The organism is Maritimimonas rapanae, assembly GCF_057837205.1.
This window is the reverse complement of record NZ_JBYQFI010000002.1, coordinates 566426-582303: the sequence shown is the minus strand read 5'-3', so window position 1 is coordinate 582303 and position 15878 is coordinate 566426. Positions and strand designations below refer to the sequence as shown.

Here is a 15878-nt window from a genome sequence, read left to right as displayed (position 1 = left end):
TATAAAATCCCGCCAAGGCGGGACTTCATAATCTTTTATCTTTTAAACCTTATTTATTCAAGACTATCTTTTTTGTTAAGCTCGCGTTTCTATCTAAATCCGTAATTTTAACTAAATATATATCATTTGGTAAATAACTTAAATCTATTGAATCGTTATTTAACAATCCTGACTTTAATGTTTGCCCTAGTACATTAAAAACATCATACTTTAATTCTCCAGCTACACCAGATAATTTTACTTGAAGTTTTCCACTAGTGGGATTTGGAAATAATGATAAAGATTCTTCTAAAGCTTCATCATTCGTAGCTAAAACATTTTGTAAAACATCTAAAGTATTTGGGTTTAAGTTTCCAGGGTCTAACCAATCTTTAAGTCGAGAAGATGAGCTTCCGCTATCCCACGAAATAGCAAAACGTCCATAAAAATCATGTCCTGCATTATCTGTTACTCCAATACAAGCAGCTGTACCACCAAATAATTGACCAATAATATGGCCATTTTGATTAAATAATGGAGATCCTGAAGAACCACCTTCAGTTACACCTGTTTCCCAACCAGTAATGCTACCTGAATTACCCCCTCCTTGAGTCAAACCAGTTATGTCCCAAGTTTGAGCACCATTATTAATTCGTTTTACTGCGCCAGTATCATCTCTACATACTTTCATAATATCTCCTTGAGGATGGTGAATACCAACTTCATATGTTGGATTAGTATCTGTTTTATCCCAACCTGCATAAACCACATCCCAAGTACTCGGGATATCGTTATTGAATTCCAATAACATAAAATCGGAATTCCCGTTTCTAGCTTTTAGAGTTGCTCCATTCATTGTAAAATTACTTATAGCATCATCGCTATCTTCATTTCCAGCGCATATTGGATTAGGACTTATCCAATTAAATCTCATGGATGATAATGACGGATCTCTTTGGGTTCCGTTACTTCTTTGGTAGCAATGATTTGCTGTTAAAAAATATGGTGTCTTATCTTGCGAAGTATTATTAATTAAACTTCCTGAACAAACAAAAGTACCTATTCCTGGATCTGGTATAATAATAAAGCCAACTGATTTTTTTAAAATATTTTTTTTCGCTTCAAAGTCAGCCCCTATATCACAATCAACATCATGATTACAGTTACCTGAACTATTTAATGCTTTTTCATTACTCTCAAAATATCCTTTTTGATAATCATGCCCTAATCTATATCCATGCATTATATCAGAAATATTTAGTCTTCCTTGACCTGTAACTTCTTTAGGTTCGTAATACTCAATCCATAACTTATCGCCCTTTACAAACCAAGAGCTAAGTTTCCGTTGATTATTATTGTTTTTATAAGTATAGGCTCCTTGCAAATCAGTTCTGTCGTCGCTATATATATATAAATTAGCGCCTTTAGGTAAATGAAATTCGTTAAAAACGACGCTTAAGTGTAATGCGTCTTTTGATTGGATTAATATCTTCCAAATTTTATCCCCATTACTCAAAGTTGTCCAATTTTCTATATTCTTTCTAATTCCATAATTTAATCTAAGCGCATAACTAATTCTATATGGTTTTGTTATTTTAGAATTATTTACTTCATCTTCAATTCTTATTTTTTTTAAATCTAGACTAGGCAACTTTATAGCCTGAAATGATGTTATCTTTTCGGCTAAGTTCCAACTTAATGGCTCACCTTTATTTGTAACCTGACTAAAAGAAAAAAATGTGAAAAGTAATGTGAAAATTGAAAGTAATATTTTTTTCATATTTATTTTTTTAAAAAAGTTAGTAAATATAAGGCTTTTAAAACAAAAAGCCTTAAGATAAATCTTAAGGCTTTTTGTTTTATTTATAGCTTTATTTATAAAATTAACATCGCATCTCCATACGAATAGAAATTGTATTTTTCTTTAATAGCTTCAGCATAAGCTTCTTTTAAAAAGTCATGCCCTGCAAAAGCAGCTGTCATCATCATTAAAGTAGATTGAGGAGTGTGAAAATTAGTAATCATACTATCAGCGATACTAAAATCATACGGAGGAAAAATAAATTTATGCGTCCAACCATTAAATGGTTTTAAACGATGATCCGCAGAAACAGAGCTTTCCATAGTTCTCATTACAGTTGTTCCAACTGCACATACACGTTTTTTACTTTCTAAAGCAGCGTTTACCGCCTCAGCAGCGTTTTCTGGTATAATAATTTCCTCAGAATCCATTTTATGCTTAGAAAGATCTTCTACTTCTACTGGTTGAAATGTCCCCAAACCTACATGTAAAGTGACTTCTGCTAAATCTATTCCTTTAATTTCTAAACGTTTTATCAGATGTTTTGAAAAATGTAATCCTGCTGTTGGCGCAGCAACTGCCCCTTCATGTTTTGCATAAATAGTCTGGTATCGTTCCGCATCCTCAGGTTCAGTCTCTCTTTTAATATATTTTGGTAAAGGTGTCTCTCCTAAATCTTGTAGTTTTTTTCGAAACTCTTCGTAACTACCATCAAATAAAAAACGTAATGTTCTCCCACGAGAAGTAGTATTATCGATAACCTCAGCTACCAAATCATCATTGTCTCCAAAGAATAATTTATTCCCTATACGTATTTTACGTGCTGGATCAACTAGAACATCCCATAGTCTACTTTCTTTATTCAATTCTCTTAATAAGAAAACTTCTATTCTAGCTCCTGTTTTTTCTTTATTACCATATAATCTTGCAGGGAAAACTTTAGTGTTATTAAACACCATGATGTCTCCTTCATCAAAATAATTAACTAAATCTTTAAAGAGCTTGTGTTCGATTGTTTGATCTTTACGATTCAAAACCATTAAACGTGCTTCATCTCTAATTTCTGAAGGATATTCTGCTAGTAATTCTTTTGGTAAATCAAACTTAAAATGTGATAATTTCATATATAATAGTAGGCTAATTTTGTGAAAATGAGGGCAAATATACAATATCAGAATAGCCATTGTCAAGTATTTTGGGTAATATTTAATCAGAGCTTGCAGATTGATTACTTATCTTTGCGCGAAAATTAATTTATGGATAGTAAAGTAACTCCATATAAAGATTCTAGAAGTAAGAAAGAGCAAGTTGCCGAGATGTTTGACAACGTTTCGTATAAGTACGATTTTTTAAATCGTTTACTAACTTTTGGTATTGATATGAAATGGCGAAAGTTAGTAGTGAAAACTGTTGCTAAAAAGAACCCTAAACAAGTTCTTGATATCGCTACCGGAACAGGTGATTTTGCAATAATGCTTTCAAAATTAAATCCTGAAAAAGTTATTGGTCTAGATCTTTCGCAAGGGATGCTAAATATTGGCATTGAAAAAATAAAAAAGAAAGGCTTAGAGCATTTAATTGAAATGATTCAAGGTGATTCTGAAAATTTGCCATTTGAAGATAATTCTTTTGATGCTATTAGTGTGGGGTTTGGTGTGCGTAATTTTGAAAATTTAGATAAAGGGCTTCAAGAAATTTATAGAGTTCTAAAGCCAAATGGTATTTTTGTTGTTTTAGAAACTTCACAACCAGAAGGTTTTATTATGAAATCATTATATAAATTCTACTCAAAATATATTATTCCTACAGTTGGTAAAATGTTCTCTAAAGACAAAAGAGCATATGATTATTTACCAGAATCAGCCGCCGTTTTTCCTTATGGAAAAGCTTTCAACAATATTTTAGAGAAAAATCGGTTTATAAATACAACTAACAAATCCCTAACTTTTGGAATTGCTTCCATGTATACCGCAACAAAGTAATTTATAAATGAAACGTTTTTTTATCCTTTTACTAGGTTTTATAGTTTTAATTTCTTCTAACTTATATGCTCAAAAGAGAGATAAAATCGAGTATTTGCCAAATTTTGATAAGAAGAAATTGCATTTTGGTTATTATTTAGGTCTGAACAAAAAAGGGTTTAAAATAAATTATGATGATACTAATGCATTAGTTAATACTCTTAATACAGACTATATAGTCGTTGATGAGTCTTTAGGTTTTAATATAGGGCTTGTAGTAGATTATAAACTACATAATAACATTAATTTACGTTTTGAACCAGGTCTATCTAGTAATTCTAAAAAAATACTATATAACTCTCAAATTTTAGGAATGAATGGTGTAAATAACGCTGGCACAGAACGGGATATTTCAGGAACATATATGCGTTTTCCTTTATTGTTAAAATTTAGCACCAATAGAATACATAATATGCGGGCATTTGTAATAGGTGGGTTTTCATACGATTATAACTTTTCAAGTAATCAAAATAATACTGCTGATAATCTAAGTGGTGAGTTTAGAATGAAAACTAATAATTTTATGTATGAAGTCGGTCTAGGTGTCGATCTTTACCTCTACTTTTTTAAATTTTCGCCATCTATAAGAGGCGTTTTTGCTATTAATGACGAATTAGTTCAAGACAATATTAATGGAAGCCCTTATACAGCATCTATAAACTATTTTGGAACAAGAGGTGTTTTTCTTAACTTGACATTTGAATAATCAACTTCTTCTAAACTCGTTTAAAAGTATTGCTGTCGCGGTAGCAACATTTAAACTTTCTGTTAGCTTTCTACCATATTTCGGAATTGTTAATTTAGTCTGAATTAATTTTTCAATTTCTTGTGTAATGCCATTAGCTTCATTACCCATTACAATTATTCCCTCATTAGTTAACTTCTTTTCGTAAATATTTTCTCCATCCATAACGGCTCCATAAACTGATAGTTGAGTTTGTTTTAAAAAAGAAGTTAAATCAGTATAGATAATTGATAGCCGAGTCAACGAGCCCATGGTAGACTGCACTACTTTTGTGTTATAACAATCTACTGTATCTTTAGAGCATACCAACTGCTCAACTCCGAACCAATCACATAATCTTATTATTGTTCCTAGGTTACCAGGATCATTTACTCCATCTAATGCTAAAATTAATCCCTTTTCTCTAATTTTCTTTTTCTCTGGAATCTTAAAAACTCCCAAAACTTTATTAGGTGATTTTAGTGAGCTTATTTTTTTTAATTCATTGTCTGAAATTAATAACGGTTTCTTTTTAGAAAATCGAGCATTGTATTCTCCAGTACAAAACAAAAATTCACATTCATAATCAGAATCTAAAAATTCATTAACACCTTTAACACCTTCAACTACAAATAAACCATGGCTAATTCGGTACTTTTTTTGCTGTAAACTCGTTATTAATTTTATCTGACTTTTGCTTAGCATTTAAATAGTATTACTTTTGGTATTATTTGAATATTTTTGCTTTCAAAAAAAATTTAAATTCGGGCCATATTGCATAACATTTTCACGAAAATAGTACTATTTATCCTATTGCTACTAATCATTGTTTCGTGTAATGTAGTTAAGCATGTTTCTGATGGAGAATATCTGCTAGAAAAAAATACTATTTTAGTAAACGATAAAAAAGATACATCTTTAGAGCTTCAAAGTTATTTACAACAGAAACCAAATCAAAAAATACTTGGAATTCCATTTTCCCTCCATCTTTATAATTGGGGAAATCCAGACACTACTAAAATAAGTTGGCCAGACAGTAGACCAGGAATGAAAAATTGGTTAACAAATACGTTCTCTAAAAAACAAGTTGATGGGTTAAGACGATTCTCAAGGGGTTTTAATAACTGGAAGCTAAAGAGCGGTAATGCACCTGTTATTTCTGATATTAAAAAAATAGAAAAATCTGCATTGGCATTAGAAAGGTATTATGCAAATAATGGTTTTTGGGATGCAACTTCTAGCTTTAAGGAAAACAAAAAAGAAAATAAAAGAATTGAAATTGATTATTTAATTACAACTGGTGATCCTTATTTTTTAGATACAATTTCAACAGATATTAAATCTCCTGCTTTAGATTCTCTATTTCAACTAAATAAGAATGAATCTTTTATAAAACAAGGAGAGCAGTTTAAGGTGGAAAATTTTGAAAAGGAAGAAGATCGATTAGTGAAATTATTTAGAAATTCAGGAGCATATTATTTTACTAAAAACATTATGTCTTTTGAGGTTGACACTACTTCTAACGAAGAAAATAAGCAAAACGTAGAACTTATCATCCCCAATCGAATTATAGAAGATAATGATAGCATCTACAGTGCTCCTTATAAAATAATAAAAATAAAAAATGTAAACGTTTATACTGATTTCTCTTTTAACACAAAAGATCAACAGCAAAGAGACTCTGCTTCTTACAACAAAATTAATTTTTATGCGATTGATAAATTAAAGTACAATCCTAAATATTTATCAAATTCAATCATTATTCAACCTGATAGTGTTTATAAGGATTCTGAAAGAGATCTTACCAGAAAATATTTAAGAGATCTACAAAATTTTAGACCTTCAATAGACATTAAGTATATTGAAAACAATGACGAGTCACTTACCGCAAATATTTATTTAACTCCATTAAAAAAATATTCTCTTGGGTGGGATGCTGAATTTACGACCTCAAACATTAAGCCGTTTGGTGTTTTAGGAAAGTTCTCTTTCTTAAATCGAAATGTATTTAAAGGTGCAGAAATTTTTGAACTCTCGTTTCAAGGTTCTTTTTTGAATACTTCTTTAGATGCAAGTACAAGTAACGATGCTTTTTTTAATGCTTTAGAGATTGGGGCTAGTGCTGCATTAAAAATTCCAAGGATTTTTTTTCCGATTAACACAAGTAAGATTATTCCTAAAAGAATGTCTCCAAAAACTAACATTAGTTTAAGTTTAGGTTTTCAAGAAAATATAGGTTTAGACAGGCAAAATATTACTGGTAATCTAGATTATACTTGGCAAAGTTCTAGTACTACGAGTCATAAATTTGAATTGTTAAACATTCAATACATAAATAATAGAAATGAAGGTCGATATTTTAATGTTTATGAATCTGAATTTAGAAAATTAGTTGGCATTGCTTTTGATAATCCAGCTAATAATGAATTAAATATAATACCTGTCCCAGCAGGTAGAGAAAAAGAATTTTATGTCCTCAATTTAAAAACACCAGAGCCAGATGACTTTGAATTAGATCAGTTCGATAATCCATTATTAATTCCTCAAAATTATATTGAATACGTTCTAGACCCTGCTAACAATTTTGCAAATTCTCAGCCTAATGAATTTGCTTTTATAAACAATATAAAACAGCAACGAGATATTCTAGTTGAAGATGTATTGGTACCAGTAATTTCTTACGGTATCAATTATAATAATCGTGAAAATTTTAGAGACAATAGTTTTTCAACTTTTAGTGCTAGATTGATTTCCTCTGGTAGTATTACTTCAGCTTTTTTAAAAAAACCATCCGGCGGGTCTAGAAAAGAACTTTTTGGTTTACCTGTGGCTCAGTATCTTAAAACTGAAATTGAGTATAAAAAGTATTGGGAATTTAACCAAAACAGTACACTTGTTTTTAGAAATTTTATTGGTATAGCGGTTCCTTTTGGTAATTCAGATGAAATACCATTCAGCAGAAGTTACCGGGCTGGTGGTTCAAATGATATTCGAGCCTGGAGAACTTTTGATTTAGGGCCCGGGTCTGAATTAAGTACCCTAGAATTTAATGTTGGTAATTTTAAGTTCACGTCAAATCTAGAATATCGATTTAAATTTGTTAATAGTTTAAATGCTGCTCTTTTTATAGATGCTGGTAATATCTGGGATATAGCTGATTCTCCTTTATCATCACCAGAGGCAAAATTTACAGGATTCAACTCGTTTAAAGACATTGCAGTTGGTTCTGGTTTTGGTGCTAGATATGATTTTAGTTTCTTAATTTTTAGGTTCGATGTTGGTTTTAAAACCTACGAGCCCTATTTACAATCTACTAACAAATGGTTTCAGAATTATAATTTTAGAAATGCCATTTTTAATATAGGTATTAACTATCCTTTCTAAATTATTTGCTATAACGATTTCGGTCTTTTTTATTCTTCAATAGTAATAATTTAGTAATTTTGATCTTCTAAAAATTTATACAAAACATGGCACATACTATTAAAGCTGGTGTAGCAACTGGTGATGAGGTTCAAAAGATTTTTAAACTGGCTAAAGAGAAAAACTTTGCATTACCAGCAGCAAATGTTATAGGGTCTAGTTCTATTAATGGAGTATTAGAAACAGCCGCTGAATTAAATGCACCTGTTATTGTTCAATTTTCTAATGGAGGAGCTCATTTTAATGCAGGTAAAGGATTGAGTAATGACAATCAGAAAGCTTCTATCACTGGTGGTGTTGCTGGTGCCAAGCATGTACATTTAATGGCCGAGGCCTATAATGTTCCTGTAATTTTACATACTGACCACTGTGCTAAAAAATTATTGCCATGGGTGGATGGTTTACTTAACGCAGGTGAAACTTTTTATAAGCAAAATGGCAAGCCATTATATAGTTCGCATATGTTAGACCTTTCTGAAGAACCTATCGAAGAAAATATTGAAATCTGTAAGCAATATTTAGAGCGAATGAGTAAAATGGGTATGACATTAGAAATTGAATTAGGTATCACTGGTGGTGAAGAAGATGGTGTTGATAATACAGATGTAGACAGTTCTAAATTATATACACAACCAGAAGAGGTTGCTTATGCTTATGAAGAACTAATGAAAGTAAGTGATAAATTTACTGTTGCCGCTGCTTTTGGTAATGTACATGGAGTTTATAAACCTGGTAATGTAAAATTGACCCCAAAAATATTGAAAAACTCACAAGAATTTGTTCAACAAAAATATAATACAGACTATAATCCTATAGATTTTGTTTTCCATGGAGGATCTGGCTCAACGGTTGAAGAAATTCGTGAAGCCATAGGTTATGGGGTCATTAAAATGAATATAGATACAGATCTTCAATATGGGTTTATGGCTGGTATTAGAGATTATATGTCTGATAAAAATGCATATTTACAAAGTCAGATAGGTAATCCTGATGGAGATGATGTACCTAATAAAAAGTATTACGATCCAAGAAAATGGTTAAGAGAAGGTGAACTGACTTTTAAAGCTCGTTTAAAACAAGCCTTTGAAGATTTAAACAATGTAAATACGTTATAGTATTTCAAATACTAAATTTTAGTAACTTGCCAACCCAAATAATTAATTATGTCTGCTTGGTTTAAACGTAAGGACAAGGGAATTCAAACTCCTACTGAAGAAAAAAAGGATGTACCAAAAGGACTTTGGTATAAAACGCCTAGCGGTAAAGTTGTTGATACTGAAGAATTAAAAGAAAATCAATATGTGAGTCCAGAGGATGGGTATCATGTTAGAATCGGAAGTAATGAATATTTCGAGATTTTATTTGATGATAATAAGTACAAAGAACTGGACGCTAATATAACTGCAAAAGATCCGTTAAAATTTGTCGATACTAAAAAATATACTGACAGATTAAAAGAAGCTCAAAAAAAGTCGAAACTTAAAGATGCTGTTAGAACAGCTGTTGGTAAATCTTATGGTAAAGATCTAGTGATTGCTTGTATGGATTTTGCCTTTATCGGAGGTTCTATGGGTAGTGTTGTTGGTGAAAAAATTGCCAGAGCCATTGATTACTCTATAAAAAACAAGATTCCTTTTTTAATGATCTCTAAATCTGGTGGTGCACGTATGCAAGAGGCATCATTATCATTAATGCAATTAGTTAAAACTTCAGCAAAATTAGCTCAATTAGCTGAGGTAAAAATCCCCTATATTTCTTTATGCACAGATCCAACTACTGGGGGCACTACAGCTTCTTATGCTATGTTGGGCGACATTAATGTTGCCGAGCCTAATGCTTTAGTTGCTTTCGCAGGACCACGTGTGGTAAAAGATACTGTAGGTAAAGATTTACCTGAAGGGTTTCAACGTTCTGAGTTTGTTTTAGAGCATGGGTTCTTAGATAAAATCATTGAACGAAAAGATTTAAAAGAGCAAATTAATTTATATCTAGATTTAATTCTAAATCAACCGATAAGATCATAAAAAAGAGCGGCAAATTGCCGCTCTTTTTCTTTTCCCTTTTTTATCTATCTCAAATTACTTAAGTGAATTTCTCGCTCTTCGCCTCCGTTAATACTAACAGTTGCTAAATCGTCACAAGATCCATCGCCATAATTCAATACCGCATTATTTTCATTTTTGTTCAACTCTACAATTCCGCTTACGATAAATTTACAAGCTAATTCTCTACGTAAAGCTTCAATAATTTCGGCAGAAAGTACCGTTCCATTTCTTCTTGTAAACATCCAGTTACCAGTAATTAAGAATACATTGTCGCCCCAAGCAGAAGTCCCTTGTCCTTCAATCATTTCTCTTACTTTGGTTCCGTTCTTATTTGCAGACGCTCCATCAGGCCAAGTAACAGTAACATCAAAGGTTTTTGTAGATTGTGGGTTACCATTGTCATTTTCTTTTTCTCTTAATATAGATCCGCTTCCAGCTACAGCTTTGTCGTTAAACGTAAATCCATCAAATTCAAAAGACTTCATAACAGATGCGCCTGGGTCTTTTTCATATTCTAATATGATCTTACCACTTACTACATTGCCATTTCTAAGCTCACAACCATCACCAAAATCAATAGTAACTGTTTTCATGTTTTGTACTATAACAATAGAAATAGTAACACAGTCTGGTAAATAACGATCTGTTGAAAAAGATTTTGTTTCTGGAAATTCTTCGGTTAAATATGCTTCCTCTATAATAGCACTTGTTTCATCGGAAATCTTATCAATTTCAGCTTCACTTTCAGCAGCCTTTAAATCAATTTCTGACGAAACATTGTCGTCGATTATTGCTTCATCATTACTACAACTTGTAAATATTAAGCCAAATAATACTAAAACAATAATTACTAAATTCAGTTTTTGTTTTTTCATCACACAAATTTTTAAAAGTTCTGTCTCTTTGACTTTCAGAATTTTAAAAGGTTTAATATTACTCGAAAATAATTTCACAAAGACTAATATATACATGCCAATCAAAATAATAGTTATATATTTGCCGCTCGATTTAGAGATCGATACATAAAAATTATTAATAAAATTAATGTTAGCATGTATTTAACAAAAGAAAAGAAAGCAGAGATTTTCAAAAAACACGGAAAATCTGCACAAGACACAGGTTCTTCAGAAGGGCAAATCGCTTTATTTACTCACAGAATTAATCACTTAACTGAGCACTTAAAAAACAATCGTAAAGATTTTAATACTGAGCGTTCATTAGTAAAATTAGTAGGTAAAAGAAGAAGCTTACTTGATTATTTAAAGAAAAACGATATTACAAGATATCGTGCAATCGTTAAAGAATTAAAGTTAAGAAAATAACAAAAGAGAGGCCTTGTGCCTCTTTTTTATTTTTAATATACTCTTGTAAGAGTCTAAACTACATTTTTAGAAGAAGCTATTTATAGTTTTTCATTGGTTAACAACAACTACAACACAACAAACCAATGTTTAATTAATCTACTATATGTAGATTAAAATTTAAAATTTATGATACCTAAAGTATTTAGAGAGGTCATTGACCTAGGTGATGGTAGAGAAATTTCTATTGAAACCGGAAAATTAGCAAAACAAGCTCATGGTAGTGTTGTAGTGCAATCAGGAAAATGTATGTTATTATGTACAGTTGTTTCCAATTATAAACAAGCAGATGTAGATTTTTTACCTTTAACAGTAGATTATCGTGAAAAATTTGCCGCTGCAGGACGTTACCCTGGTGGTTTCTTCAAAAGAGAGGCAAGACCTAGCGATGGTGAAGTATTAACAATGCGTTTAGTAGACCGTGTTTTACGTCCATTATTCCCAAAAGATTATCATTCTGAAACTCAGGTGATGATTCAATTAATGTCTCATGATGATGATGTGATGCCAGATGCCATGGCTGGTTTAGCAGCTTCTGCAGCTATACAATTATCAGACTTTCCCTTTGAATGCGCAATTTCTGAGGCACGTGTAGGCCGTGTGAATGGAGAGTTCATTATCAATCCAACAAGAGCTCAATTAGAAGAATCTGACATCGATATGATGATTGGCGCCTCTGCTGATTCTGTAATGATGGTTGAAGGTGAGATGAATGAGATTTCTGAAGAAGAAATGACTGAAGCTATTAAGTTTGCTCATGAGGCTATTAAAGTACAATGTGCCGCTCAAGTAAAATTAGCTGAAGCATTTGGTAAAAAAGAAGTACGTGAATATGAGCCAGAAAGAGAAGATGAAGAATTAGCTAAGAAAATACATGATATGGCATATGATAAAGTATATGCTGTAGCAAAAGCAGGCTCTGCAAAACATGAACGTAGTGCTGCTTTTTCTGAAATTAAAGAAGAAATTAAAGCCACATTTTCTGAAGAAGAATTAGAAGATTTAGGGGGTTTAATTTCTAAATACTATAGTAAAGCTGAAAAAGCTGCTGTAAGAGATTTAACCCTTAATGAAGGGTTGCGTTTAGATGGTCGTAAAACCGATGAAATAAGACCAATTTGGTGTGAGGTAGATTATTTGCCATCAACACATGGTTCGTCAATTTTTACGCGTGGCGAAACGCAAGCATTAGCAACTGTAACATTAGGTACATCTAGAGAAGCTAATCAAATAGATATGCCATCTTTTGAAGGTGAAGAACGTTTCTATTTACATTATAACTTCCCTCCTTTTTCAACAGGAGAAGCTAGACCAATTCGTGGAACATCACGTCGTGAAGTAGGTCATGGTAACTTAGCACAACGTGCATTAAAAGGAATGGTTCCTGAAGATTGCCCGTATACTGTTCGTGTTGTTTCAGAAGTTTTAGAATCTAACGGTTCGTCTTCTATGGCAACTGTATGTTCTGGCACAATGGCATTAATGGATGCTGGTGTTCAATTAAAGAAACCCGTTTCTGGTATTGCTATGGGATTAATTTCTGATGCAGATTCTGGAAAATATGCTGTATTATCTGATATTTTAGGTGATGAAGATCACTTAGGTGATATGGACTTTAAAGTAACTGGTACTGCAGATGGTATTACTGCATGCCAGATGGATATTAAAGTAAAAGGATTGTCGTACGAAATTCTTGTAAATGCTTTAAAACAAGCACGTGATGGTCGTTTACATATCTTAGAAAAGTTAACAGATACAATTGCTGCACCTAATGAAGATGTAAAATCTTATGCTCCAAAAATGATAACCAGAAGAATTCCTAATGAATTTATTGGTGCATTAATTGGTCCTGGTGGAAAAGTGATTCAAGAGTTACAAAAAGAAACTGGTTGTACAATTGTAATTAATGAAGATCCGATAACAGAAGAGGGTATTGTTGAAATTTTAGGAACAGGACAAGACGGTATTGATGCTGTTTTAGCAAAAATTGATTCTCTATTATTTAAACCTGAAAGAGGTAGTGTTTATGAGGTAAAGGTTATAAAACTTCTAGATTTTGGTGCAGTTGTAGAATATACAGAAGCTCCTGGTAATGAAGTTTTATTACACGTTAGTGAATTAGCTTGGGAACGCACAAATAACGTTACAGATGTTGTAAATATTGGTGATGTTCTAGATGTAAAATACTTTGGTATTGATCCAAAAACACGTAAAGAAAAAGTTTCTCGTAAAGCGCTTTTAGAAAAACCTGAAGGATGGGTTGCAAGACCGCCGAGAGATAATAGAAATAATGGTAGAGACAATCGTGGGCGCGATAATCGTAGAGACGATAGAAAACCAAGAGAAGCTAAAAGAGATTAATTTTTTATCTTTTCAGAAAAAACAAAAGCTCCTCTTTCGAGGAGCTTTTTTGATAATACAATCTTTACCCTTCTTATAATTGATTGTACTACCGGTTGAGAAAATGATAATAATTATTTGAGGAGTCATATTACCATCTCTCAAAATAGAACCTAACTAAACTTCTATTTTAAGTTAAATACTCTTGAGCCAAAAACTATCTGTTTTTTGATTAATTCAAATGTTTTGTCCTTTTCATAATCCTCACCACTCGAATGGCATCAAGAGTATTCTTAGTTTATTATTTCTATTATATTGTCATTAATTTCTTTAATAGGAATCATCATTTTTCCACTATCTGTATTTAAAATCAAACTAATATTATCTAATGATTCAATTACTCCTTCAATTTGTCCTACTTTAATTTTTTGCCCAACTTTTAAGTTTTTCCTTGAATAAAACCCGAAAAGTAATCGTTCAATAATATCTTTAGAACCTAACCCAAATGCAATTGTAAATGCTAATAATAAAGCGCCTAATATTATGGTTAAATTATTAGTAATTATATCTGTATTAATTCCTGCTTGATTTAGCGCTGTGATAGCTACAATTACTGTAATAGCATAAAAAACGATATTACCAATAACGTGCGAACCTCTTAAACCCACAGATTTAAATAATGACTGAATAGCATTTCTTATAATACTTGCCACATAGATACCAACCATTAGTATTGCAATTGCACTAAATAGCCTAGGTAAGTATCTCATTAAATTACCTATTTCTTGCGATACAATTTTTAGTCCTAAAATATCTGATGCAAGAACAATTAATATTAATAGTAAAAACCACTTTACGAGATTTACAATTAAGCTAGCTGGTCTAAACTTAAAGTTAGAATTTTTGAAAATTTCTACTTCATTCAATTTGTCAGACCAAGTATCTATTCTAGTTTTATTTAACCCCTTTTTTAATAAATATGTAATTACTTTAATAAGCATCCATCCAAAAATAACAACAACTATTGCTACTAAAACTCTAGGTAGATACGCCAGTAATTCTTGACCTATATTTTTGATGGAAGATAGATCCATATTTTCTGTTTGTATTGCTGGTTTCATTTAAATTATATTTTGGTTTTAATCTTCTTTTTTAGTTGTACGAAGCATACTTTCTAAGGTGCTTGGATACTTCACCGCAAATAAATCTGCCATATCAATGGTAAGTTTAATCAAAGATATATCTCCCATTACCCTTTCTTTTAGCATTTTTGGGAGCTTCTCTTGATGCAATATTTCTTTAAAAGGATTTGCCATACCTAAATTTTTTTATAAACTTCCATTACTTTTTCTCTTGCCCTTTTCAATCTCATTTTTACCGCACTTTCTTTAATCTCTAATAAAGATTGTATTTCTTTTATAGAAAGCTCATCTTGATATTTTAACAACAGTATCATCTTATCATTAGGGTCTATAGCATCTAAAACTCTTTTTAGTTTATCAGTTTTTATTTGAAAAATATCTTGATCTGAAACTTCTACAGTAGCCTCGTCTTTTACTACTACCTCTTTTACCTCCTCTTTATTTTTATAAGAATTTCTCTGAATATAATTTACACAGAAGTTATAGGTAAAAGAATACAACCATGTAGAAAATTTAGAATTTCCTTTAAATGTATCAAGTTTTACAAATAACTTTATAAATATATCGTGGGTTAAATCTTCTGCTTCTACTTTAGATTTTGCAAACCCTAAACATTTATTATAAACAATTGGTGCAAAGCGATCATATAGCTCTGCAAATAAGGTGCTATCTTTAGTTAGCACTATCTCTTTCACCAATTCTTCATCACTCAATTGATGAATTTTGTTAAGGGTATTCAATTAGTTAGGTTTCTTTTACAACCGTTAGACACATAAAAATCTAAAGGGTCACATTCATTAAAAAAAGGTACTACTATTAAAAAACAAAAGCAAGTGAATATTCACTTGCTTTAATATAAACTCAAACTTATATTTATTTCCTCTTTCACAACAATTTTAAGTAATACTTCTTTTTCTTTACATATAATATGTAATATGACACATAAATAATTCTTAGGTCACATTTTTATATAATTAAAATAAAATTTATACGTTTTGTAACATTCTTGTAAAAGCTTACGTATATATAAGTACGAGCAAGA

The 15878-nt window shown here is 31.3% G+C and carries 14 protein-coding genes; 7 read left to right on the top strand and 7 right to left on the bottom strand.

Going from position 1 to position 15878, the window contains the following annotated elements; translation table 11 throughout:
- Positions 1-49 precede the first annotated feature (49 nt).
- Both AC3IF2_RS12690 and queA read right to left on the bottom strand, forming a co-directional pair.
- Entirely contained in the window at positions 50-1759 is a 1710-nt protein-coding gene (locus AC3IF2_RS12690; RefSeq protein ID WP_489167838.1) for a T9SS type A sorting domain-containing protein, read from the bottom strand.
- Positions 1760-1854: 95 nt separating this feature from the next.
- The gene (gene queA, locus AC3IF2_RS12685) at positions 1855-2904 is read right to left on the bottom strand and encodes a tRNA preQ1(34) S-adenosylmethionine ribosyltransferase-isomerase QueA (protein ID WP_489167837.1); all 1050 of its coding nucleotides are present in this window, start codon (positions 2902-2904) and stop codon (positions 1855-1857) included.
- Between the two features lie 132 nt (positions 2905-3036).
- On the opposite strand from queA, the gene ubiE reads away from it, so the two are divergent.
- Positions 3037-3762, top strand: coding sequence for a bifunctional demethylmenaquinone methyltransferase/2-methoxy-6-polyprenyl-1,4-benzoquinol methylase UbiE (ubiE, locus tag AC3IF2_RS12680; protein WP_489167835.1), 726 nt, complete (start codon positions 3037-3039; stop codon positions 3760-3762).
- A 7-nt stretch (positions 3763-3769) separates the two neighbouring features.
- Positions 3770-4507 carry a type IX secretion/gliding motility protein PorT/SprT gene (porT, locus tag AC3IF2_RS12675; RefSeq protein WP_489167833.1) on the top strand — a complete coding sequence of 246 codons (738 nt, stop codon included), beginning with the start codon at positions 3770-3772 and terminating at the stop codon, positions 4505-4507.
- Here the strand turns inward: porT and AC3IF2_RS12670 are convergent, their stop codons facing one another.
- Complete coding sequence (locus AC3IF2_RS12670) at positions 4508-5230, bottom strand: TrmH family RNA methyltransferase (protein WP_489167832.1); 723 nt, start codon at positions 5228-5230, stop codon at positions 4508-4510.
- Between the two features lie 69 nt (positions 5231-5299).
- Between AC3IF2_RS12670 and tamL the strand changes: the two genes are divergently transcribed.
- The 3 genes from tamL to accD all read left to right on the top strand — a co-directional run bounded on the left by tamL (position 5300) and on the right by accD (position 9972).
- Positions 5300-7909: a translocation and assembly module lipoprotein TamL gene (tamL, locus tag AC3IF2_RS12665; RefSeq protein WP_489167830.1), complete on the top strand. Its 2610-nt coding sequence runs from the start codon at positions 5300-5302 to the stop codon at positions 7907-7909.
- 86 nt (positions 7910-7995) lie between these two features.
- On the top strand, positions 7996-9063 hold the full coding sequence (gene fbaA, locus AC3IF2_RS12660; RefSeq protein ID WP_489167829.1) for a class II fructose-bisphosphate aldolase: 1068 nt from the start codon (positions 7996-7998) through the stop codon (positions 9061-9063).
- Positions 9064-9111: 48 nt separating this feature from the next.
- On the top strand, positions 9112-9972 hold the full coding sequence (gene accD / locus AC3IF2_RS12655) for an acetyl-CoA carboxylase, carboxyltransferase subunit beta (RefSeq protein ID WP_489167827.1): 861 nt from the start codon (positions 9112-9114) through the stop codon (positions 9970-9972).
- Positions 9973-10016: 44 nt separating this feature from the next.
- Here accD and AC3IF2_RS12650 read toward each other — a convergent pair whose 3' ends face one another.
- Positions 10017-10868 (bottom strand): hypothetical protein, encoded by an 852-nt coding sequence (locus AC3IF2_RS12650; RefSeq protein ID WP_489167825.1) that lies wholly within the window; start codon positions 10866-10868, stop codon positions 10017-10019.
- A gap of 177 nt (positions 10869-11045) precedes the next feature.
- On the opposite strand from AC3IF2_RS12650, the gene rpsO reads away from it, so the two are divergent.
- Positions 11046-11315, top strand: coding sequence for a 30S ribosomal protein S15 (gene rpsO / locus AC3IF2_RS12645; RefSeq protein ID WP_480197429.1), 270 nt, complete (start codon positions 11046-11048; stop codon positions 11313-11315).
- A gap of 168 nt (positions 11316-11483) precedes the next feature.
- Positions 11484-13715 (top strand): polyribonucleotide nucleotidyltransferase, encoded by a 2232-nt coding sequence (locus AC3IF2_RS12640; RefSeq protein ID WP_489167823.1) that lies wholly within the window; start codon positions 11484-11486, stop codon positions 13713-13715.
- A 272-nt stretch (positions 13716-13987) separates the two neighbouring features.
- On the opposite strand, the gene AC3IF2_RS12635 is transcribed toward AC3IF2_RS12640, so the two are convergent.
- The 3 genes from AC3IF2_RS12635 to AC3IF2_RS12625 are packed head-to-tail and all read right to left on the bottom strand — an operon-like array spanning position 13988 to position 15549.
- Positions 13988-14815: a mechanosensitive ion channel family protein gene (locus AC3IF2_RS12635; protein ID WP_489167821.1), complete on the bottom strand. Its 828-nt coding sequence runs from the start codon at positions 14813-14815 to the stop codon at positions 13988-13990.
- A gap of 18 nt (positions 14816-14833) precedes the next feature.
- Complete coding sequence (locus AC3IF2_RS12630) at positions 14834-15010, bottom strand: hypothetical protein (RefSeq protein WP_489167819.1); 177 nt, start codon at positions 15008-15010, stop codon at positions 14834-14836.
- A gap of 2 nt (positions 15011-15012) precedes the next feature.
- Positions 15013-15549 carry an RNA polymerase sigma factor gene (locus tag AC3IF2_RS12625; protein WP_489167817.1) on the bottom strand — a complete coding sequence of 179 codons (537 nt, stop codon included), beginning with the start codon at positions 15547-15549 and terminating at the stop codon, positions 15013-15015.
- Between the last annotated feature and the right edge of the window lie 329 nt (positions 15550-15878).

Coding starts and splice junctions, on each gene's coding strand:
- AC3IF2_RS12690 (WP_489167838.1), bottom strand. CDS start 1,759: ATGAAAAAAATATTACTTTCAATTTTCACATTACTTTTCACATTTTTT.
- queA (WP_489167837.1), bottom strand. CDS start 2,904: ATGAAATTATCACATTTTAAGTTTGATTTACCAAAAGAATTACTAGCA.
- ubiE (WP_489167835.1), top strand. CDS start 3,037: ATGGATAGTAAAGTAACTCCATATAAAGATTCTAGAAGTAAGAAAGAG.
- porT (WP_489167833.1), top strand. CDS start 3,770: ATGAAACGTTTTTTTATCCTTTTACTAGGTTTTATAGTTTTAATTTCT.
- AC3IF2_RS12670 (WP_489167832.1), bottom strand. CDS start 5,230: ATGCTAAGCAAAAGTCAGATAAAATTAATAACGAGTTTACAGCAAAAA.
- fbaA (WP_489167829.1), top strand. CDS start 7,996: ATGGCACATACTATTAAAGCTGGTGTAGCAACTGGTGATGAGGTTCAA.
- accD (WP_489167827.1), top strand. CDS start 9,112: ATGTCTGCTTGGTTTAAACGTAAGGACAAGGGAATTCAAACTCCTACT.
- AC3IF2_RS12650 (WP_489167825.1), bottom strand. CDS start 10,868: ATGAAAAAACAAAAACTGAATTTAGTAATTATTGTTTTAGTATTATTT.
- rpsO (WP_480197429.1), top strand. CDS start 11,046: ATGTATTTAACAAAAGAAAAGAAAGCAGAGATTTTCAAAAAACACGGA.
- AC3IF2_RS12640 (WP_489167823.1), top strand. CDS start 11,484: ATGATACCTAAAGTATTTAGAGAGGTCATTGACCTAGGTGATGGTAGA.
- AC3IF2_RS12635 (WP_489167821.1), bottom strand. CDS start 14,815: ATGAAACCAGCAATACAAACAGAAAATATGGATCTATCTTCCATCAAA.
- AC3IF2_RS12630 (WP_489167819.1), bottom strand. CDS start 15,010: ATGGCAAATCCTTTTAAAGAAATATTGCATCAAGAGAAGCTCCCAAAA.